We start from the raw sequence: 20,516 nt of genomic DNA, 5'->3' as shown, positions 1-20,516 counted from the left end.
TCTTTCTCTATTCTGTTGCTAATGTCCTTAACATTATTTTGTCTCGCTTTCTCGCGGACAAGATATATAGTACCACAGATACAAAGTTTCGTCAATACCTTTTTTTTAAAAAATTTAAAAAAATTTAAAAAAATGGGCTATCCGATCTCTTTTCTAAGATAATCAGATAGCCCTATGTAGTTCCTTCCATATTATTTATCGGCAATCACCCCTTGCAAATACTGTAATTATCTATATATCAATCATCTTTTCTCCAATATATAACCTGAATCTCAATGTCCATATTATTTTTTTAAAACAATACTCTTATCATTTTCAAAATAGCTATGGCACATTTATTCTTGTATATATAGAATATCTCTTCCCTATCATCAGTAATTGATCATATTATAATATTCCTCTGAAAATAAGATATTGTTCTCTAAAATAAAGAATAAAACCAAAATAGAATGAATATTTGAATATATCTCTTACCTATATAGTTTTATAAAGCTTTATTTTCAAACCTTCTTTTAAAAACTTTTTCCACATAAATATCTTCTTAAAGAATTTATTCCATGGGACTCGCCTCCTAAAGAGATTCTTTTCGTCTAGACTCTTACTATCTCCTTGTAATACTTATATACCCCATAAAATTCATTATGTCAATAGCTATTTCCAAAAAAATTTAAATTTTATATATAAAAAATTGGAGTGAATTTTAGATTCACTCCAACTACTCTATTGTATCATTATTTAACTACTATATTTACTATTTTATCAGGTACAACTATCAACTTAGCTAAAGTTTTTCCCTCTAAATGTTTTTTAACATTATCTAACTCTAAAGCCATCTTCTCTATTATCTCTTTAGAAGTTCCTCTCTCTACCTCTAGAGTTCCTCTTACCTTTCCATTTACTTGAATAGCCATAGTTACTTCTGATGAAACTGTTAATTTCTCATCATATTCAGGCCATTTTTCATTGAATAGGTATCCTGTATTTCCCATCTCTTCCCATAACTCATCACAGAAGTGTGGAGTAAATGGTGATAGCATCACTAGGATATTTTTTATAACCTCTGCAAATATCTTTTTAGATTCACTTGTTGACTTACCAGCCTCTAATATGTTTGTTTTATAGTCTTGAGTCTCATTGATAAGCTCCATAGTAGCAGCTATTGAAGTATTGAAGTGGTAATCATCCTCTATTGACTCTGTTACCTTTTTAATTGTTTGATTTAATTTTATTAGTAATGCCTTATCCTCTTTGCTTACTTTTGTTAAATCAATATCTCCAAACTCTAGGTTCTCTTTGTGTTCCATTACAAGTCTCCAGATTTTACTTAAGAATCTGTAAGCTCCTGCTAATCCATTTTCATTCCACTCTAACTCTTTTTCAGGTGGAGCAGCAAACATAATAAATAATCTTGTAGTATCAGCTCCATACTTATTTATCATCTCTTCTGGATCTACACCATTATTTTTAGATTTTGACATCTTTTCAACTTTTATAGCCAACTCTTCACCAGTAGCTTTAGAAAAAGCCTTCTCTCCCTTTATATCCACTTCACTTGGGAAAAGGAATTTATTTTCATTATTTGAGTAGTATGAAGGTCCTAAAACCATTCCCTGTGTTAACAATCTTTTGAACGGCTCATTTGCTGTAACCAATCCCATATCTCTCAACATTTTTTGGAAGAATCTTGCATATAATAGGTGCATAACTGCGTGTTCTATTCCACCTATATATTGATCTACTCCCATCCAAGAGTCCACTACTTCCTTATCAAATGGAAGTTTATCATTTTTAGGATCACAATATCTTAGGAAATACCAAGATGAATCTACAAACGTATCCATTGTATCTGTATCTCTTCTTGCAGGTCCACCACATATTGGACAAGTTGCGTGTTTAAAGCTTTCTGAAGTCTCAAGTGGATTTCCTATACCATTGAACGATACATCTTCTGGTAATCTCACTGGTAGATTCTCATCTTTTTCCATAACTGTTCCACACTTCTCACAGTATAATGCTGGAATCGGTGTTCCCCAATATCTCTGTCTAGATACTCCCCAATCTTTCAATCTATATTTTACAGTTCTTTTTCCGTAGTTATTTGCTTCTACAAACTCTGCTATCTTAGTTAAAGCTTCCTTAGAAGAGATTCCATTAAACTCACCAGAGTTAGTCATTACACCAACTTCAGTGAAAGCAGCTGTCATCTCATCTGCTTTTAATTCTACAACCTCTTTAGTCTCCTTATCAACAGGATTTATAACTACATTAAATGGTAGGTTATATTTTTTAGCAAATGCAAAGTCTCTATCATCATGACAAGGAACTGCCATTACTGCACCTGTTCCATAGTTCATTAGTACATAGTCAGCTACCCATAATTGAACTTTCTCTTTTGTTACAGGGTTTATTACGTGCCAACCTGTAAATACTCCATTTTTCTCTCTTCCTTCAGCTGATCTCTCTATTAAATCAGTATTTTTCATAGCTTCTATTTGAGATTTGATCTCTGGATTTACCTTTAGAATCTCATCAACTATTGGATGCTCTGGAGCAACTACACAGTAAGAAACTCCGTAGATTGTATCTATTCTTGTTGTGAACATAGGTAGATCCTCTCCTGTTTCAGCAACTTTGAATACTATCTCTGTTCCATAAGATTTTCCTATCCAGTTTTTTTGCATTGTTAAAACTTTCTCTGGCCAACCCTCTTTTAACTCCTTATGCCCAGTTAATAACTCATCTGCATAGTCTGTTATTTTGAAGAACCATTGCTCTAACTCTTTTTGAATTACAGAAGTTTTACTATGTCTCCAGCATTTTCCATCTTCAACTTGCTCATTAGCAAGAACTGTATTACAATCTGGACACCAGTTTACTAGAGACTTTTTCTTGTATATTAGCCCTTTTTCATAAAGTCTCTTAAACATCCATTGATTCCATCTATAATATTCTGGAGTATATGAAGCTATCTCTCTATCCCAATCATATGAGAATCCCAATAATTTTAGCTGTCTCTTCATATTTTCTATGTTAGATTTTGTCCAAACAGCAGGATGTGCTCCATTTTGAATAGCTGCGTTCTCTGCAGGTAGTCCAAAAGAGTCCCAACCCATAGGATTTAATACGTTATATCCCTTCATTCTTTTGTATCTAGCTATAACATCACCTATTGTATAGTTTCTAGCATGACCTACGTGTAATTTTCCAGAAGGATATGGTAACATTACCAATACATAGTAGTTATCCTTTCCTTCCACTTTATTATCAGTTTTGAAAATGTGCCCACTTTCCCATTTATTCTGCCATTTTCCCTCTACTTCTTTAAAATTATACTCTCTCAAGCATATCACCTCATAAATAATTCTTTTTCATATTCAATATATCACAATTTTTACTTATTTAACAATAGTTTTTATTTTCAATAAGTTTTTAACCACAATTCACTTTTTCTCTTTATCCTCTGAAAACTATTATCTATAACTTTTGGTGTTTTGGATAGCTCAGTTGCAATCTCCTTATAAGAAAAACCCTTTACCATATAATTAAATACCTCTTTTTCAAAAGGACTAAAATTATTTTCAACAAAATCTTGAAATTCCATTATCTTCTCTTTAGATAAAAAGAGTGTCTCAGGATTATATTTTAGATCTGAATACAGTTCTTGAGAGTAATCCTCATGTCCATCTTCAGTTTCAAGATTATTTCCACTAGCCTCATTCAACAGAATATTTTTTTGAGCTGTAGAACTTCTTACAGCGGTCAATATCTGTCTTCTTATGCATAAAGTAGCAAAAGTTTTAAAGGAAGCCCTATCTTTATCATAGCTTTTTATAGCTTTTAATAATCCAATAGTTCCCTCTTGCAATAGGTCATCTTGATCTGCACCAACCATAAAATAGTTTTTCACATTTAAAAATATCAACTTTTTATACTCGGTAAGTATCAAGTCCAGAGCTTCCTCATCTCCACCTTGAGCACGTATTATTAATTCATCAGTTACTAACTCTCCATTCATCATATAGTTTTCCTTCCTAATGGTATAGTCTACATCTTCAAACTTACATTGATTTTACTATCTCAGAAAGAATTATTCCTCCAGCTACTGACACATTTAAAGAGTTTATCTTACCATACATAGGTATCTTTATAAGTACATCGCAACTCTCTTTTACTTTCTTTCTAATTCCGTTTCCTTCACTTCCTAATACTAGAGCAGTTCTACTTGGATATTTCTCTTGTGAATAATCCTTGCTTCCCTCTCCCTCTGCTCCATATACCCAGTAATCCAATTTTTTCAACTTACTGATAGCATCAGAGATATTTGTTACCTTAACTATATCCACATACTCAATAGCACCTGTTGATGTTTTTACAACTGTCTCATTTATTCTAACAGCATTTCTCTCTGGAATAATTATACCTTTTACCCCGAATACCTCAGCACTTCTTATCAATGCACCAAAGTTTCTTGGATCTTGTATCTCATCTAAGATAAGCACTAGAGCTTTCTCCATTGGAGCTATCTTCTCTAAAAAAGCTCCAAAATCCACATAGTAATCATAATCACTTACATATACTACTACACCTTGTGAGTTATCTCTTTTCTTATCTGTATAGAAAATCTTTATATTTCTTTCAGAAGCCAATCTTTTTATCTTATTTATCTTATCATCTTTAGCTCCCTTAAAAATTTCTAACTTTTCTATCGTTTTCTCTTTATTTTGTAATACTTCTATTACAGGATTTACTCCGATTATCTTCTCCATATTTCCTCCGTTACAACTATATTTCAGCTTTTATTCTCTCAATATTTGCTCCAATATTTTTTAATCTCAATTCCAAATTCTCATATCCTCTATCCACATGGTAGATTCTATTAACAACACTCTCTCCCTCAGCTTTTAAAGCAGCTAGAATCAATGATGCTCCAGCTCTCAAATCACTTGCCATTACCTCAGCTGATGAGAAATTATCTATACCTTTTATTGTAGCTATGTTTCCGTTGATATCTATCTTTGCTCCCATTCTATTCAATTCAGGTACATGCATAAATCTATTTTCAAATATAGTCTCTTTCAACTCACTGCTACCCTTAGCAAGACACATAAGTGTCATTATTGGTGATTGTAAATCTGTTGGGAATCCAGGATATGGCATAGTAGTTACCTTAGCCCCCTGTAGATCTTCCAATTTAGATAGAACTCTCAATCTCTCTCCCTCTATCTCATACTTCACTCCCATCTCTTCAAGCTTCATTAAAAATGCTTCAAGATGTTCTCTTCTAACTCCCTCTACCTCTATTTTTCCATCAAAAATTATAGAAGCTATTACAAAAGTTCCAGCCACAATTCTATCTGGTATTATTGTATATTCACAAGGATTTAATTTTTCAACTCCCTCAATTACTAGAGTTCCTGTTCCTATCCCTGTTATTTTTGCTCCCATCTCATTAAAGAAGTTACATAGATCCTCAATCTCTGGCTCTCTAGCTGCATTTTCTAACACAGTTGTTCCATTGGCTTTTACTGCTGCCATAATTATATTTTCAGTAGCTCCAACACTAGGAAAATCTAAAACGATTTTAGCTCCCTTTAACTCCTCAGTTTCAGCCTCAACATAACCATGATCTATTGTTATCTTTGTTCCTAAAGCTTCAAATCCTTTTAGATGTAAATCCACTGGTCTAGCACCAATAGCACACCCACCTGGAAGAGAAACTTTTGCTTTTTTACTGTGGGCTAACATTGGTCCCATAACTAAAAAAGAAGCTCTCATCTTCTTTACAAGTTCATATCCAGCCACCAAATTAGTCAATCCATTATTCTCTATCTTATATGTATTTTCATCCAATCTCTCTATCTGTAAACCTAAACTTTCCAATAATTTTACCAATGTTCTTATATCCATTAGATTAGGAACATTCTTTAGTACATATGTACCTTTCTCCACCAAAGTAGCTATCATTATTGGAAGTGCGGCATTTTTTGATCCCTCTACCTTTAATACTCCACCTATATTTTTTCCACCGATTACTTTAAAAGCTTCTACCATTTTTTATTTTTCTCCTTTTCTGCCCTGCATATAGGACAACTTTCTCCAAACAAATGATTAAATATTGTCAGTTTTTTAAACTTCTTCTCATAGCCAGGTAATCTATCTTCTACTAGAGAGTAGTGCTTTTCACAGATTTTTTTCCCAAAATTTTTTACATAGTCTGGACCCAATCCAGCTTCCTCAAATCTCTCCTCTATACTCTTTACTACTATCTCTCTCTCATTGTCATCAAAAGCTTCTTTCGTAACAACTACCAACCCTATATTACCCAATAAATTTAAGCTATCTACTAAGGTATATCGTAAATCTATTTTTTCAGCTTCTAAAATATATGGTTTAAGAAATTTTAAAGCTATCTCTCTTTTCATCTTTATATAGGCTACATCACTATTTTTCATTCTCTCTAATATTTCAGGATATACAACTCCAGAGTTCAACTGATCTTCAGTTAATGCTAAAGCTATATTCTCCTTAAATTCATCTAAATAAAAAGCTCTTTCACCTTGAGTTTGTAAAAATTTCATACTAACCTTATTTTTTTCATCTATTAAGCTCTCATCCATTTTTCTCACCCTTAATATATAACATTGTAATAGATTATATCATACTATTGTATCATTTTATAGTTATATTTAAAAGGTTTTTATTTTTATTCAATTTAAAAAATGGTATAATAAAAATAGTTCATTTGTTAGGAGGTCGCTATGAGAAAATTTTATTTTCTTTTTATTTTTATAAGTTGTTTTTATTCTGCTTTAGCCAAAGAGATAACTTTTAACTTCAATGTTCCTGTTGGAAAGATAGAGTATTTTAAGAGTGAGGACACTAACACCCAAGCTCAGGAGTTTTTTAACGGCTCAACTACTCTGGATCTTGAGGAGAAAGAATACTATTTTCTTTTCAGTGCTGAAGGATATCCCAGCATACAAAAAAATCTAGATATAAAAAATTCTCCTGCTGTTGGCAATATAATTTTCAATCAAGAAGATTCAGTTACAGTAAAAGGTAATATAAAAAATAGAGATGCTAAGCTTGGAGGAGTGAAAATCTCTTTCACTGATGTGAATAACCACAGTTACAATTTTATCTCTGATCTCTATGGTAATTATACAGCTTACCTTCCACCTGGAAATTATAAGGTCTCTGCTGAAAGATCTGGCTATACTCAAAACAGTGGTCTGGGAATAATATATGAGTTCACCAAAAGGACTACACCCTACTCTTTGAACTTTGAACTTACTGAACTTCCAAGTTATGTACAGGGGCATGTAGTAGACAGCGAAGGTTTACCTATTCCATTTCCTACTATCTCTATCAAAAATGGAAGTAAAATTATAAAACTTACTGGAGATAAATTAGGATTTTTTAAACTTCCTGTAGACAGTGGTATCGTAACTATACTTTGTCAAAAAAAGGGATATATACAGAATGGAACTGTTAGAAAGATTGAAAAAAATTCCTTTACAAGTAATATCGAAATAGCTCTAAAACGTAGTGCCTACTCTATAACTGGAGTTGTAACAGATAGTACAAAAGCTTTAAGGGGGATAAAACTTCAACTTTTAGGACAGGACTATAAAAAAATCGCCACTACTACAACTTCTGAGAATGGATTTTTTGAGTTTTATAAGATTCCTGGAGATCGTAAGGTTTTCATTGTGATTACAGTTAATAATAAAATAATTAAAAAAACTGATCTCATAGATTTAGATAAGGATATTAAAAATTTCAATATCCTGCTAGATTTTGAGGAGCTATAACAAAAAAGTGTACTCTCTTTCTAAAAGAAAAGTACACTTTTTTTATTAATCATCTATTACATTTAATGATGCTATTCCATTTAAATTTATATCTGCAAAACAACTCTTTCCATCTTTACAATTTATCAACTTATAATAAGCAGCCTCAGCTATCATTGCTGCATTATCTGTACAAAGCTTCATAGAGGGATAAAATACCTGTATCCCCAGTTTTTTAGCCTCTTCAGTAAGCTGACTTCTAAGCAGAGAGTTAGCTGCAACTCCTCCAGCTATGATGATTGTCTTAGCTTTCTTATCCACAGCAGCCTTCAGAGTCTTTTTACATAGAATATCCACTACTTTTCCTAAAAAAGAAGCAGCTAAATCCTCATTTGAAAACTCCTCTCCCTTCATTCTCATCTTGTTAACAAAGTTTATCACTGCTGTTTTTATTCCAGAAAAACTGAAGTCATACTCTCCTACTCTAGGTTCTGGTATCTCTAAGAAATCTCTATTCCCCTCATAGTACATTCTATCTATAACAGGTCCACCTGGATATCCTATCCCCAAAACTCTAGCCACTTTATCACAACTCTCACCAACTGCATCATCCAAAGTTCCACCAAGGTTTGTGAATCTATGCTCCTCATCCATATATAGGATATTAGTGTGTCCTCCAGATACAACTAGTGATATACATGGTAATTTTATATCGTGCTCTAAGAAATTAGCATACATATGACCCTTTATATGGTGAACTGGGATAATTGGAATATTGTAATTATAAGCTAATCCTTTAGCAAATGAAACTCCTACAAGTAGAGCTCCTATAAGACCTGGAGCATAAGTTACTGCTATATAGTCCACATCTTTCATAGTGATTTTTGCCTCTTCTAATGCTTCGTCCAAAATAGTTGCAATATTTTTTATATGCTGTCTTGAAGCTATCTCTGGAACAACTCCCCCATACTCTTTATGTATCTCTATCTGTGAAGAGATCTTATTGGATAAAATCTCCTTTCCATCTTTTAATACAGCTATGGAAGTTTCATCACACGAACTTTCAATTCCTAAAATTATCATAAAAAACCTCCTTTTCTACACTCAATGACATATCTTCTATTATATCATTTTTTTGTAAAAAAATCATTTTTAATGTACAGGAAGCTCATATTTTTTAAATAGTTCCATTATCTCTTGCTTTCTCTCATAGGATAGATCCTCTACTCCCTCCAACGGATATTTCAATCCTAACTCTTTGTATTTGAATGTTCCCAATGTATGGTATGGTAGTATCTCCACCATCTCTACATTGTCTAAAGTAGCTATATATTGAGCTGTCCTTTCCAACATCTGATCATCATCTGTTATCCCAGGAACAACAACGTGCCTAATCCAAGTAGGTTTTTTAATCTCCTTTAGATATTCAGCAAATTTTATTGTATTTTCTAGCTCAACTTTTGTAAGCTCTTTATATACCTCTTTATCAATAGCTTTTATATCTAGAAGTACCAAATCTGTATATTCAAGTACCTCTTTTACCTTGTCAGTAAAAATATATCCAGATGTATCTAACGCCGTATGTATCCCAGCTTTTTTACATAACTTAAATAGTTCCAACACAAACTCACTTTGGATCAAAGGTTCTCCCCCAGTTATAGTTACACCACCTTTTTTTCCAAAATAGTTTCTATATCTCTCTATTCTCTTCAACACATCTTGGGCTTTCTCTTCGATTTTTTTCTCTTTCACATTCCAAGTATCTGGATTATGACAAAATTTACATCTCAATGGGCAACCCTGTAAAAAGATAACAAACCTAATTCCAGGACCATCTACAGTTCCCATACTCTCATAAGAGTGAATATTTCCTAAAACCATCTTATCTCCTTCTTTTAAATTATTAGATACAAATAGATCCATAAGAATAAAGAGAGCAAGTTAGCATAAGCTATACTTGCTCTTTATTCTTTAAATAAAAATTGTTCTCAAACTTCTACAGCTTACATTTTTCCGCTTATAGTTCTTGATAATACATCTAATTGTTGCTCTCTAGTTAATCTTACAAAGTTAACTGCGTATCCAGAAACTCTGATTGTTAACTGAGGATATTTATCAGGATTTGCCATAGCATCTTCTAATAACTCTCTATCAAATACGTTTACGTTTAAGTGTTGTCCACCTTGTGGAGTAAAATATCCATCCATTAATGTTACTAGGTTCTCCACTCTATCCTCTTTTGCTTTTCCTAAAGCTGCTGGTGATATTGCAAATGTATAAGATATTCCATCTTCAGAGTGGTGGAATGGTAACTTAGCTACAGAAGCAAGTGAAGCTATAGCTCCTCTAGTATCTCTTCCATTCATTGGGTTTGCTCCTGGAGCAAAAGGAGTTCCTCCTCTTCTTCCATCAGGAGTATTTCCTGTTTTCTTACCATAAACTACGTTTGAAGTTATTGTTAAGATTGATTGTGTAGCTTTTGAATTTCTATATGTTCCGTGAGTTCTTAAGTAGTTCATAAATTTCTCCACTATTTGAACTGCTAAATCATCTGTTGAATCCTCATCATTTCCGAATGGTACATAGTCTCCCTCTCTCTCAAAGTCAACTACTATTCCCTCTTCATTTCTTATAACTTTTACTTTAGCATCTCTTATTGCCACTAATGAGTCTACAACTATTGAAAGTCCTGCTATTCCACTTGCTTGTGTTCTTTCTATATTTAAGTCGTGTAATCCCATAGCAAAAGCTTCATAAGAGTATTTGTCATGCATATAGTGTATGATTTTTAATGCATTTACATAAGCTCCTGCTAACCATTTCATCATTTGATCAAACTTATCCATTACATCATTAAAATCTAGATAATCTCCCTCAACTGGTGCAAATTTAGGTGCTACTTGAGCTCCACTCTTCTCATCTCTTCCACCGTTGATAGCATATAGTAAAGCTTTTGCTAAGTTAGCTCTAGCTCCAAAGAATTCCATTCCTTTTCCTATCTTCATTGGAGATACACAACAAGCTATTCCATAGTCGTCTCCTAATTCAGGTCTCATTAGATCGTCATTTTCATATTGGATTGATGATGTATCTATTGAAACTTTTGAACAGAATTTTTTCCAGTTTTCTGGAGAGTTTACTGACCATAATACTGTTAGGTTTGGCTCTGGTGCTGGTCCTAAGTTGTATAATGTATGTAGGTATCTGAAAGATGTTCTTGTTACTAATGTTCTTCCATCTACTCCTTGTCCTCCAATTGACTCTGTTACCCAAGTTGGATCTCCAGAGAATAGGTCATTATATTCAGGTGTTCTTAAGAATCTTATTATTCTTAATTTAATTATGAACTGATCGATTAACTCTTGTGCTTCCTCTTCAGTTATCACTCCAGCTGCTAAATCTCTCTCAATATATATATCTAAGAAAGTTGAAGTTCTTCCTAAAGACATTGCTGCTCCATCTTGATCTTTAGTTGCTGCTAAGTAAGCAAAATATAGGAACTGAACTGCTTCTTTTGCACTTTCAGCTGGTCTTGTTACATCAAAACCATATGATGCACACATCTTTACAAACTCTTTTAATGCATTGATTTGCTCAGAGATCTCCTCTCTTCTTCTGATTATATCTTCATTAAAGTCAGCTGCTTCTAACTGTTTTAATTGATCTTTCTTATCCTCAATTAATCTATTTACTCCATAAAGAGCTACTCTTCTATAATCTCCAATTATTCTTCCTCTTCCATAAGCATCAGGAAGTCCAGTGATGATTCCGCTCTTTCTAGCTGCTCTTATCTCATCAGTATAAGCAGAGAACACTCCTTCATTGTGAGTTTTTCTATACTTAGTAAAAATCTCTTCAGTCATAGGATCTATCTCATATCCATAAGACTCTAAAGAGTTTTTAACCATTCTTAATCCACCTTTTGGATATATTCCTCTTTTTAAAGGTGCATCAGTTTGTAGTCCAACTATAACCTCTGAATCTTTCTCTATATACCCAGGTCCATAAGTAGTTATTGATTGTGGCATCTTTGTCTCAGCGTCATAGATTCCCTTCTCTCTCTCTACCTTGAACATCTCTGTTAATTTGTTCCATACTTTTTTAGTCTTTTCAGTTGAATCAACTAAGAATGACTCATCTCCGTGATATGGAGTATAGTTTTCCTGAATAAAATCTCTGACATTGATTTCTCTCTTCCATAATTGCCCTTTAAAACCGTTATAAAATCCCATATTTCCTCCTTAAAATAATAAATCTATTAAAAAAACTTTGTGTTCAATATAAATAAACAAATTTTAATTGTACTTTATAGTATCATTCTTTATTCAAAAAGTCAATAATAAATTTTGTAATTTCTACATTTTACACTTCATAAATTTTGTAATTCAAAATAAAAAAACCGCCACCTGAGCAAAATGCCCAGACGGTCGGCTAATCATTACAGTTATACTTCATGTGGTTATTTCCACTTCCGTCAGTTATATAACAACTTAATTGTATCATTTTTTTCAAGTTTTATCAACTTTTTTATTTTATATTAGAGTAATTATTTTTGATAATATCACTAACTCTACCACTTAATCCTTTAATTTCCTCTTTTGATAGGGTATCCATGTGTATAGGCTCGTCCACTACCAAGGTTACACTCTTACCTCTCGACATTCTCCACTGTCCACGTTTTTGAATGTCGAATGTCCCTTTCAAAGTCAAAGGTACAATTATCCCACCTGTCTCTGTTGCCAACTTGAAGCTCCCCTTTTTAAAATTGAGAATATCTCCAGTAAGTGTTCTCTCTCCTTCAGGAAATATAACTATTGGATAACCTTTTTTTATTAGCTTTACAGCCTCTTTTATATCCTTTATTCCCTCTCTTGGATTCTCTCTATTCAAAAATACACATCTACTCTTTTTCATCCAAATACTGAAAAACGGCCAAGTTCTCATCTCTTTCTTAGCTACAAATCCCACATCCATATTCAGAGCAGATACAATAACAGGAATATCTAGATTACTCTGATGATTACATACATAGATTATCCCCTTCTTTTTATCCAAAGAGTCCACACTCTCCCTATTTTTATAAATCACTTTTAACCTTACATCTAAACTTTTTAAAACAAAATTAGATATTAATTTCAGTTTTTCTCTAGCTAACTCTACACCAGCTCTCTCTTTTTTCAAAGCTATCACAGGAAGATATATTATGCTTATGTATATGAACATTAATAATCCAGTACCTGTTGCTAATATCAATCCCAACATGTTCTATCCTCCTAGTATCTCTAATTCTCCAATTCACTCATTACTTTTTTGATATCTCTATATTCAAACCCTTTTCTCATCAGTGAAGCTATCTTCTTATCTCTATCTTTATCTCCCAATTTTAGCCAGACTCTTCTTATCTCCTCCATATCCTTTTCCTTTTGAGAAGTGGAGAATATTGTATCTATAATCTCTCTTGATACACCCTTTTGCATCAACATAAACTCCATCTTCTTTCTTCCATAGTTGTGTGAGGAGATATAGTGTTCAGCATAGTCGTAATCATCTATATATCCCAATTCAACAAACTTATCTATCACAGATCTCACAATATTTTTCTCTCTATATTTTGAAAGGAGCTTTAAATAAAGCTCCTTTTCAGAATAATCTCTCTTACTCAACAAAAAATATCCCATACTTTCAGACCTTAATTTTATCAGTTGAAAATACTCCTCTTGAGTAAGTTCATCTCTATTTTTTAAATTGAAATCTAATATTGTTTGTTTATTTAAATCTAAATAGAAAAATTCATCAAAATATATCTTATTTCCCTTAAGACTATACTTCTTCAAAATTTAACTCTCCTTCTGTAGTCTCTGTCTCCTCTTCACTTGTTGAGTGAGGTTTCATAACTTTCATAACTTCACTCTCTATAGCTGCTAATAGCTCTGGCTCACTCTCTAATCTAGCCTTTACATTCTCTTTTCCTTGACCAAGTCTGATATCTCCAAAGCTAAACCAAGCTCCTGATTTTGCAACAATATCATACTCTAGTGCCATATCTAATATCTCTCCAACTCTTGAGATTCCCTTTCCATACATTATTTGGAAAGCAGCTTCTTTAAATGGAGGAGCTATCTTATTCTTAGTTATTTTTACCACTGTTTCGTTTCCTATAGCTTCATCACCCTGTTTTACACTTCCCACTCTCTTTACTTCCATTCTTACTGAAGCATAGAATTTAAGTGCTTTTCCTCCAGTTGTTGTAGTTTGAGGCCCAAAACCAAATCCACCTATCTTATCTCTTATCTGGTTGATGAATATCATTGTAGTCTTTGATTTATTCAAAGTAGCAGTAAGTTTTCTAAGAGCTTTTGACATAAGTCTTGCTTGTAATCCCATCTGTTGATCTGACATCTCTCCATCTATCTCAGCTTTTGGAACCAATGCAGCTACTGAGTCCACTACTACAAGATCCACAGCTCCTGAACGAACTAACATATCAGCAATCTCTAAAGCCTGCTCTCCATAATCTGGTTGAGATATTAAAAGTTCATCTACATCTACACCTAAAGCCTTTGCATATACAGGATCCAATGCATGTTCAGCATCTATAAAGGCAACTATTCCACCCATTTTTTGAGCCTCTGCTGCCACATGAAGAGCTATTGTTGTCTTTCCAGAACTCTCTGCTCCATAGATCTCCACTATTCTTCCTCTAGGTACTCCTCCCTGTCCCAAAGCTAGGTCAAGGTTTATACTTCCAGTTGATATAGTTTCAACTGTCATACTTTGGTTTGATCCCAATTTCATAATTGAACCCTCACCAAAATCTTTTTTTATCTGTTTCATTGCCATTTCCAATGCTTTTTCTCTGTCGTTAATCTCATCTTTTGCTTTTGCCATTATTTCTCCTCCCAATCTATATAATTTTCAATCTTTTGTAAAATATCCTCAGCTTCTATTTTTCTCATACAGTCAAAATGTTTTTTAGGGCACTCCTTGTCCCCATGCAAACTACATGGAGAGCAGGGTACTCCTGCATATATTAAAATATCATTTTTGCCAAAATCAAACATCCCTGGACTTGTAGGTCCAAAGATAACAAAGGTTTTACACTTTACACCCCTTGCTATATGGAATGGCCCCGAATCATTTGTCACCAAAAACTTTGATTTTGAAAGTAGAGCTCCACTCTCTTTTAGTGAAAGTTTTCCAGCTAGTATTATACAGTTGTTCCCACTTATTCTATCAATCTCTTGGCATCTAGGTATATCTCCCTTTCCACCGATCAAAATACTCTTTACACCATATTTTTCATAGATGAGTTTTGCCAACTTACCAAAACCTTCAGCTGTCCATTCCTTAGTATTTTTAGAAGCTCTTGGAGCCATCACTGGTAGCCCACTGTACTGTATAACTCCCTCACGATCTCTCTCGTCAAAACTGAAGTCCAAATCTTCTCCAACATATTTTAAATTGAAATCTTTAAAAGCTCCAAAATAATTTTTTATAATTGTATCATCTACCTGATACTTTATCAATCGTAATTTTACAAGGAGAGATTTCCAAACTGCTCTCTTTCTATATGTATATGTTTTTACCCCCATTCTCTTAGAAATTATCTTAGATCTAAATTTTGAGTGTAGATCAAATACATAATCGTAGTTATTCTCTTTCAACTTTTTAGCAAAACTTAGAATATTTTTTAATCCATCATTCTCTTTTTTACTAAAAGTTATTAAGTTATCTATATAATCAAGCCCTGATATAGCATCTTTAAACTGCTCCAATACCAAAAAATCTATCTGAGCATCAGGATACCTCTCTTTAAAAGCTTTCAATACTGGGGTTGTAAGTATGACATCCCCTATAGAACTCATTCTAATTACTAATATTTTCACTTGGCTCTCCTATTTCTTTCCTCTCAATCTTTTTTTCAACTCACCTAAGCCTAAAAGGTATCTTTTCAACACCATAGCCATTTTGTAGTAAAAACTCTCCTTATCATACTCTATGGGGTGTCCATAGCTCTCCTCCAAGTAGATAAATTCAAATATCTCTCCAAAACGTCCATACTTATTTTTCATCAGCTTTGTATCTATTAGGTATATCTTCCCATCTCCAACTAAAAAATTTGCCATATGGGAATCCCCATGTAGGTACCCTTTTTTATGGATCTCTCTCAGCTCTTGAGCTATTTCCTCCATATCTTCAGCCCTACCATCTCTTCCCTCTATATAGGAGTAAAGAAGATAGGAGTTCACTACCATTGCTTCTCTTTTCTCCTCAACTGCCAAATATGGTGTAGCTGCATTGAAGCCCGCCTTTAAAATATTTTTAATATTCTGGTACTCCCTTTTGCTCTCACTCCCTCTAAATATAGAGAGAAATCTCTGCCACTTTCTTCTATTCTTCTCTCTTGGCTCCTTATATACATAGTTTTTACCATCAATCTCTATGAGTGCTACATAACTCCTCTGATCATCTTTCATAACTTTTATTATATTATAACAGGTGTTTTTTATTTTGTCATATAATTTTATACTTTTTTCATCATCAAAGTAAAGATAGGTATCTCCATATTTTAAACTCTTCATACTCTTTCACTCTCTAGATCTTTTTCTATCTCCTCTAATATAAGCTGTGGCTTTATATCCAACATACATTTAAAATGTTTCTTAGGGCAAGAGTCCCCCCCATGTAAAGAGCAAGGTCTGCACTCCAAGCCTTCAACTTGAAATACCTTGCTATTCTTAGACCAAGGAAAGAATCCCAACTCCTCTACTGTAGGTCCAAATATAGCCAGTATTCTAACCTCAGGAAAAGCTGAGGCTATATGTATAGGTGAAGAGTCATTTGTCACTATTATCCTAGCTCTTCTAATTACCTCAGCTAGCTCTAAAAGAGTTGTCTTTCCTCTTAGATCTATCATCCCCTCATACATTGGAATATTTAGTAGTTGCTCCTCTTTTCCACCAACTATTATAAGAGTGACATCCTCTCTTCTCTTCAACTCTCTTATTAGCTCATTAAAATACTCCAATGGCCATTTTTTAGTAAACCATTTACTTCCTGGAGCTAGAACTATTATATTTTTTTTACTATTTGAAAGTAGCTCATCTACTCTCTCTCTTTCTATACCACTTGGAAATAGCTCTATCTCATACCTTTTCCCATCATCTTTAGGAATAAAAGATAGAAGTTTTTCAACCTCATGCTTACTTTTATCATAGTGTATCTTTTCATTGTAGACAAATTTTCCAGCAGCAGTATCATAACCTCTTCTAATTGGAGCTCCTGTCAAAAATGTTAAGAAGCTACTTCTCAAATATCTATGAGGTGTTATTACTAAATTATAGGCTTCCATTTTTAATTTTTTTGCTATCAACCAGAAACCCTTTACTCCTTTATGCTCCCCTCTCTTATCATACTCGATTATATGTGTAAGATGTGGATTATTTCTCAAAATAGAGGCTCCCACTGGAGTAGTCAAATATGTTATCTCTGCTTTTGGATAGGTATCTCTCAACTTTTTTATAAGGGGAGTTGAGAGTACAATATCTCCTATAAATGCTGTATGAATAATTAAAATTCTAATTTTTCTCACCCTCTTCTAAGATAAAACTCTCATCAATATAGTTTAATAACTCCCCCTCCATAAACTTATCATACTTGTCAAAAAATGGATTTTTATAGTTCTCTTTAGAATTATTTTTATCTGGTATCAGATATTTTACCTTGTTGTTTCCAAAGATTCCCCATCTTGTAGTACTCTGTGTAGCTTTGGCTGGATATATTCCCACAACTCTTTTCTGTAGAGCTCCTGCTATGTGTGTAGGTCCTGTAGAAGCTCCTAGATACACATCTCCCTTGTCTATAATAGCTGCTATGTTCAAAAGATCTCCTCCATTTGCATAGAGATATACCCCATCTCTACCTATACTCTCTACCAATCTTTCTCCCCTCTCCTCTTCAGAGATATGGCACACTATTATAACAACTCTCTCTGGATTGTCATCTCTAAATCTCTGTATCAATGAAGCATACTCCTCATCTTTTATATTTTTAGCTGATCCTCCAATAAATGGATTTACCACCAAAGTTTCCCCCGTTATATTATAGGTCTTAAAAAAAGTTTCTGCTGCCTTTCTATTCTCATCTCCAAGATAGATTTTAGTATTCAATTCAAAAACCTCATTGTATCTCTTTTCATCAACTTTTTTAATGAGATCCAAATTGTATTCAGCCTCATTTTTTACAGATTTAGATCTTTTCTGCCAAACTCCCTTATTATAGGTAAAGAAAGAGTTTAATTTTGACAGAGGACCTATTCTTTTCTTTGCTCCACTAGCCTTAGCTAGTTGAGATACAAATTTATCATTATATAGAGCTATAAATATATCAGCCTTAAAGTAAGCTATCTTCTCAATTAACTCACTATGAGTGTAGTCATCTATTCTCACTATTCTATCTACATAGGGTAGATTCTTCACTATCTCATAGTTATACTTTCTAACTAAAACCACAAGTTCAGCCTGTGGAAACATCTTTTTTATCATAAAAAAACTTGGAATTGATAAGATCAAATCTCCTATCTTATCTGTCCTAGATACTATTATTCTCTTTATCTCCATATATCCTTCCTCTATTCCTCAATATAGCTTCTATTTTTATCTATCTCATATAGTTTGTAATACTTTACCATAGTGTAGAGAGAACTTGTACAAGCTAATAAAAAGCCCTCTTTTCCATCTAAGAAACCAAGTCTAAAAATATACATTCTTAAAAACTTAAAAATTGGATTTATTGCCAATTGAAATATATTGCTCTTCTTTCCCCTTTTATAGTATTCCAAAGCCCCCTCAGTAGTATATCTATTGAACTTTGTAAAATAATCTCTCAAATTTGAATAGCTGTGATGATATATGTCCTCTTTCAATGTATATATCCTCTCCTGTGTACAAAACTCCTCGTGTACAGTGTTACTATTAAATCTTCCAGCTTCCTTTTTGAATAGTCTAATATGATAGCTATTACTCCAACCACCGTGCTTTATCTTCTTACCAAAACAAACAGAGGTAAAATTAATCTTAAAAACACTCTTCTCCCTCTCTTTTTCCTTTATCTCAACTATCTTTTTTTGAAGTTGTGGCGAGATCTCCTCATCTGCATCAATATTTAATATCCACTCCCCCTGAGCCTTATCAATTACAGAGTTTCTCTGCTCTCCATACCCCTTCCAAGGTTCAGAGTAAAATTTAGCTCCAAACTCCTTAGCTATCTCTTCTGTTCTATCTGTAGAGCCACTATCCACTATCACTATCTCATCTGCAAATGATTTCACAGACTCCAATGTCCTTCTCAAATTATTCTCTTCATTCTTTGTTATCATTGCCACTGATAATCTCATAATCCACTCCTTAGGATACCCATCCATAAATTTTTCCTAAAATATAGTTCCTCATCAAAAAAAGATTTAATTTAAATTTATCAGGAGTAAACCTTCTCAACTCCACTCTTCTAATCATCTCATAATCAGGTTTTCTTCCATTTGTTCCCTTCTTAGTTGTCACAAAACCTTTTATTCCCTCTTTTTTCAGCATCTCTATTACATTTTTATTTCTATGTCCCCAAGGCCAGCAAAAATACTCAACTTTAACTCCTAAATTTCTCTCTATTAGCTCTCTATTGAGATTGAACTCCTCTTTTACTCTCTCTAAAAATTCACTCTCACTTTCATATTTAAAGTACTTTTTCTTCTCTCTATCTATGAACTCTTGAGCTAATTTCAATCCTCTTTTCTCATCTACACCAGCTAGTTCCCTATCATAAAACTCTTTAAAGATTCTGAAGAACTCTCTATCTATAATTATCCCCTTAGAAGCATACTCCCCTCTCTTAGGAAATTTCGGATACCCCTTTTGAATCTCACCATAGAGATATAGTTCTGTTATATCCCTCTCTGTTCCATCAAAAAATCCCTCTATCTTATCACTTACAAAAACTGCCGTATGCTTGTGTGAATGTGGTTGAAAATCCACTAAACCACTCTCTTTCATCTCTCTTATCTCTTCCCAAGTGAGATACTGTTCACTTCTTCCATCTCCACTCTTGAGATACTTCTCCATAGCTTTATAGTTAGCCTCTCCATTCAGCTCTATCTCCGTATCTCCCTCTCTCCTATCAGCTATATACAGAGTATTTAAAAACACTGTAGCCTTCATATTATATTTTTTTAGAAGTGGAAATACAATGGAGTAGTTATCATAGTAACCATCATCTAAAGTCAATAATACAGGATTTCTTCCAATCTCTCCAGCTCCATACTCCTTTAGGGTTACACAATTCATATTTTTATCCTTAAGTATCTTCAAATGCTCCTCAAAAAGTTCAGGTGTAACATTTGAAAGATTATTAACTTGGTGGTATAAAAATATGGGTACCCCCCTATTTCTAAAATATATTAATATCAATATTATAATTGCAACTATCCACATACTCTCTCCTTTATCCCCTTTTAGAATATTATATCAAATCTATGTAGAAAATACAAAAAAAGAAAAAAGATGAACCGACTGTTCATCTTTTTCCTTAAAAATATTTAGGGTTAGACTACAACATATGAATCTAAAAAGTGGGGTTTAAAAAAATTATTTGGAATATGGTGCCTAGAAATGGATTCGAACCATCGACCGTACGGGTATGAACCGTATGCTCTAGCCAACTGAGCTATCTAGG

Annotated in this window: 18 protein-coding genes and 1 riboswitch; of the genes, 1 reads left to right on the top strand and 17 read right to left on the bottom strand. The window is 33.3% G+C overall.

The annotated features are described in order from the left end of the window. Window positions 1-731 precede the first annotated feature (731 nt). The 5 genes from leuS to ABNK64_RS09845 form a co-directional block, all read right to left on the bottom strand. Window positions 732-3,341: a leucine--tRNA ligase gene (gene leuS / locus ABNK64_RS09865; RefSeq protein ID WP_300343586.1), complete on the bottom strand. Its 2,610-nt coding sequence runs from the start codon at window positions 3,339-3,341 to the stop codon at window positions 732-734. A 77-nt stretch (window positions 3,342-3,418) separates the two neighbouring features. Continuing rightward, on the bottom strand, window positions 3,419-4,015 hold the full coding sequence (locus ABNK64_RS09860) for a sigma-70 family RNA polymerase sigma factor (protein ID WP_291255093.1): 597 nt from the start codon (window positions 4,013-4,015) through the stop codon (window positions 3,419-3,421). Between the two features lie 43 nt (window positions 4,016-4,058). Beyond that, window positions 4,059-4,766 (bottom strand): 23S rRNA (guanosine(2251)-2'-O)-methyltransferase RlmB, encoded by a 708-nt coding sequence (gene rlmB, locus ABNK64_RS09855; RefSeq protein ID WP_291255059.1) that lies wholly within the window; start codon window positions 4,764-4,766, stop codon window positions 4,059-4,061. Between the two features lie 16 nt (window positions 4,767-4,782). Further along, complete coding sequence (gene murA, locus ABNK64_RS09850) at window positions 4,783-6,051, bottom strand: UDP-N-acetylglucosamine 1-carboxyvinyltransferase (RefSeq protein WP_349764249.1); 1,269 nt, start codon at window positions 6,049-6,051, stop codon at window positions 4,783-4,785. Beyond that, on the bottom strand, window positions 6,045-6,617 hold the full coding sequence (locus tag ABNK64_RS09845; RefSeq protein ID WP_291255061.1) for a DUF1694 domain-containing protein: 573 nt from the start codon (window positions 6,615-6,617) through the stop codon (window positions 6,045-6,047). Before ABNK64_RS09845 ends, murA begins: the two co-directional genes overlap by 7 nt. Before the next feature lie 141 nt (window positions 6,618-6,758). On the opposite strand from ABNK64_RS09845, the gene ABNK64_RS09840 reads away from it, so the two are divergent. Then, complete coding sequence (locus ABNK64_RS09840) at window positions 6,759-7,814, top strand: hypothetical protein (protein ID WP_349764248.1); 1,056 nt, start codon at window positions 6,759-6,761, stop codon at window positions 7,812-7,814. A gap of 45 nt (window positions 7,815-7,859) precedes the next feature. On the opposite strand, the gene tsaD is transcribed toward ABNK64_RS09840, so the two are convergent. From tsaD to ABNK64_RS09780, 12 genes are all read right to left on the bottom strand, one after another. Then, window positions 7,860-8,876 carry a tRNA (adenosine(37)-N6)-threonylcarbamoyltransferase complex transferase subunit TsaD gene (gene tsaD / locus ABNK64_RS09835; protein ID WP_291255063.1) on the bottom strand — a complete coding sequence of 339 codons (1,017 nt, stop codon included), beginning with the start codon at window positions 8,874-8,876 and terminating at the stop codon, window positions 7,860-7,862. Between the two features lie 69 nt (window positions 8,877-8,945). Next, entirely contained in the window at window positions 8,946-9,674 is a 729-nt protein-coding gene (gene pflA / locus ABNK64_RS09830) for a pyruvate formate-lyase-activating protein (RefSeq protein WP_349764247.1), read from the bottom strand. 122 nt (window positions 9,675-9,796) lie between these two features. After that, window positions 9,797-12,025 (bottom strand): formate C-acetyltransferase, encoded by a 2,229-nt coding sequence (gene pflB, locus ABNK64_RS09825; RefSeq protein ID WP_300343578.1) that lies wholly within the window; start codon window positions 12,023-12,025, stop codon window positions 9,797-9,799. A 178-nt stretch (window positions 12,026-12,203) separates the two neighbouring features. Then, window positions 12,204-12,285: riboswitch (ZMP/ZTP riboswitch) on the bottom strand. A gap of 35 nt (window positions 12,286-12,320) precedes the next feature. Then, window positions 12,321-13,055 carry a lysophospholipid acyltransferase family protein gene (locus ABNK64_RS09820; protein WP_349764246.1) on the bottom strand — a complete coding sequence of 245 codons (735 nt, stop codon included), beginning with the start codon at window positions 13,053-13,055 and terminating at the stop codon, window positions 12,321-12,323. 20 nt (window positions 13,056-13,075) lie between these two features. After that, window positions 13,076-13,627 (bottom strand): regulatory protein RecX, encoded by a 552-nt coding sequence (locus ABNK64_RS09815; protein ID WP_349764245.1) that lies wholly within the window; start codon window positions 13,625-13,627, stop codon window positions 13,076-13,078. Further along, window positions 13,614-14,681, bottom strand: coding sequence for a recombinase RecA (gene recA / locus ABNK64_RS09810; protein WP_291255068.1), 1,068 nt, complete (start codon window positions 14,679-14,681; stop codon window positions 13,614-13,616). Before recA ends, ABNK64_RS09815 begins: the two co-directional genes overlap by 14 nt. Beyond that, on the bottom strand, window positions 14,681-15,658 hold the full coding sequence (locus ABNK64_RS09805) for a glycosyltransferase family 9 protein (protein WP_349764251.1): 978 nt from the start codon (window positions 15,656-15,658) through the stop codon (window positions 14,681-14,683). Before ABNK64_RS09805 ends, recA begins: the two co-directional genes overlap by 1 nt. Window positions 15,659-15,688: 30 nt before the next feature. Then, window positions 15,689-16,375: a lipopolysaccharide core heptose(II) kinase RfaY gene (locus ABNK64_RS09800; protein ID WP_349764244.1), complete on the bottom strand. Its 687-nt coding sequence runs from the start codon at window positions 16,373-16,375 to the stop codon at window positions 15,689-15,691. After that, window positions 16,372-17,376 (bottom strand): glycosyltransferase family 9 protein, encoded by a 1,005-nt coding sequence (locus tag ABNK64_RS09795; RefSeq protein ID WP_349764250.1) that lies wholly within the window; start codon window positions 17,374-17,376, stop codon window positions 16,372-16,374. Before ABNK64_RS09795 ends, ABNK64_RS09800 begins: the two co-directional genes overlap by 4 nt. Beyond that, window positions 17,372-18,412 (bottom strand): glycosyltransferase family 9 protein, encoded by a 1,041-nt coding sequence (locus ABNK64_RS09790; protein ID WP_291259591.1) that lies wholly within the window; start codon window positions 18,410-18,412, stop codon window positions 17,372-17,374. The genes ABNK64_RS09795 and ABNK64_RS09790 overlap by 5 nt, the downstream gene beginning before the upstream one ends. A gap of 11 nt (window positions 18,413-18,423) precedes the next feature. After that, complete coding sequence (locus tag ABNK64_RS09785) at window positions 18,424-19,188, bottom strand: glycosyltransferase family 2 protein (RefSeq protein ID WP_291255071.1); 765 nt, start codon at window positions 19,186-19,188, stop codon at window positions 18,424-18,426. Window positions 19,189-19,198: 10 nt separating this feature from the next. Beyond that, window positions 19,199-20,275, bottom strand: a complete 1,077-nt coding sequence (locus ABNK64_RS09780) for a polysaccharide deacetylase family protein (RefSeq protein ID WP_349764243.1) — start codon at window positions 20,273-20,275, stop codon at window positions 19,199-19,201. Window positions 20,276-20,516: the final 241 nt, after the last annotated feature.

Source organism: Fusobacterium sp. SYSU M8D902 (assembly GCF_040199715.1).
In the GTDB taxonomy this organism is placed as follows: domain Bacteria; phylum Fusobacteriota; class Fusobacteriia; order Fusobacteriales; family Fusobacteriaceae; genus Fusobacterium_A.
This window is presented reverse-complemented; position numbering and strand designations above follow the sequence as displayed.

Coding starts and splice junctions, on each gene's coding strand:
- ABNK64_RS09845 (WP_291255061.1), bottom strand. CDS start 6,617: ATGGATGAGAGCTTAATAGATGAAAAAAATAAGGTTAGTATGAAATTT.
- ABNK64_RS09840 (WP_349764248.1), top strand. CDS start 6,759: ATGAGAAAATTTTATTTTCTTTTTATTTTTATAAGTTGTTTTTATTCT.
- recA (WP_291255068.1), bottom strand. CDS start 14,681: ATGGCAAAAGCAAAAGATGAGATTAACGACAGAGAAAAAGCATTGGAA.
- rlmB (WP_291255059.1), bottom strand. CDS start 4,766: ATGGAGAAGATAATCGGAGTAAATCCTGTAATAGAAGTATTACAAAAT.
- pflB (WP_300343578.1), bottom strand. CDS start 12,025: ATGGGATTTTATAACGGTTTTAAAGGGCAATTATGGAAGAGAGAAATC.
- ABNK64_RS09780 (WP_349764243.1), bottom strand. CDS start 20,275: ATGTGGATAGTTGCAATTATAATATTGATATTAATATATTTTAGAAAT.
- pflA (WP_349764247.1), bottom strand. CDS start 9,674: ATGGTTTTAGGAAATATTCACTCTTATGAGAGTATGGGAACTGTAGAT.
- ABNK64_RS09800 (WP_349764244.1), bottom strand. CDS start 16,375: ATGAAGAGTTTAAAATATGGAGATACCTATCTTTACTTTGATGATGAA.
- tsaD (WP_291255063.1), bottom strand. CDS start 8,876: ATGATAATTTTAGGAATTGAAAGTTCGTGTGATGAAACTTCCATAGCT.
- ABNK64_RS09790 (WP_291259591.1), bottom strand. CDS start 18,412: ATGGAGATAAAGAGAATAATAGTATCTAGGACAGATAAGATAGGAGAT.
- ABNK64_RS09860 (WP_291255093.1), bottom strand. CDS start 4,015: ATGAATGGAGAGTTAGTAACTGATGAATTAATAATACGTGCTCAAGGT.
- ABNK64_RS09805 (WP_349764251.1), bottom strand. CDS start 15,658: ATGAGTTCTATAGGGGATGTCATACTTACAACCCCAGTATTGAAAGCT.
- ABNK64_RS09820 (WP_349764246.1), bottom strand. CDS start 13,055: ATGTTGGGATTGATATTAGCAACAGGTACTGGATTATTAATGTTCATA.
- ABNK64_RS09785 (WP_291255071.1), bottom strand. CDS start 19,188: ATGAGATTATCAGTGGCAATGATAACAAAGAATGAAGAGAATAATTTG.
- murA (WP_349764249.1), bottom strand. CDS start 6,051: ATGGTAGAAGCTTTTAAAGTAATCGGTGGAAAAAATATAGGTGGAGTA.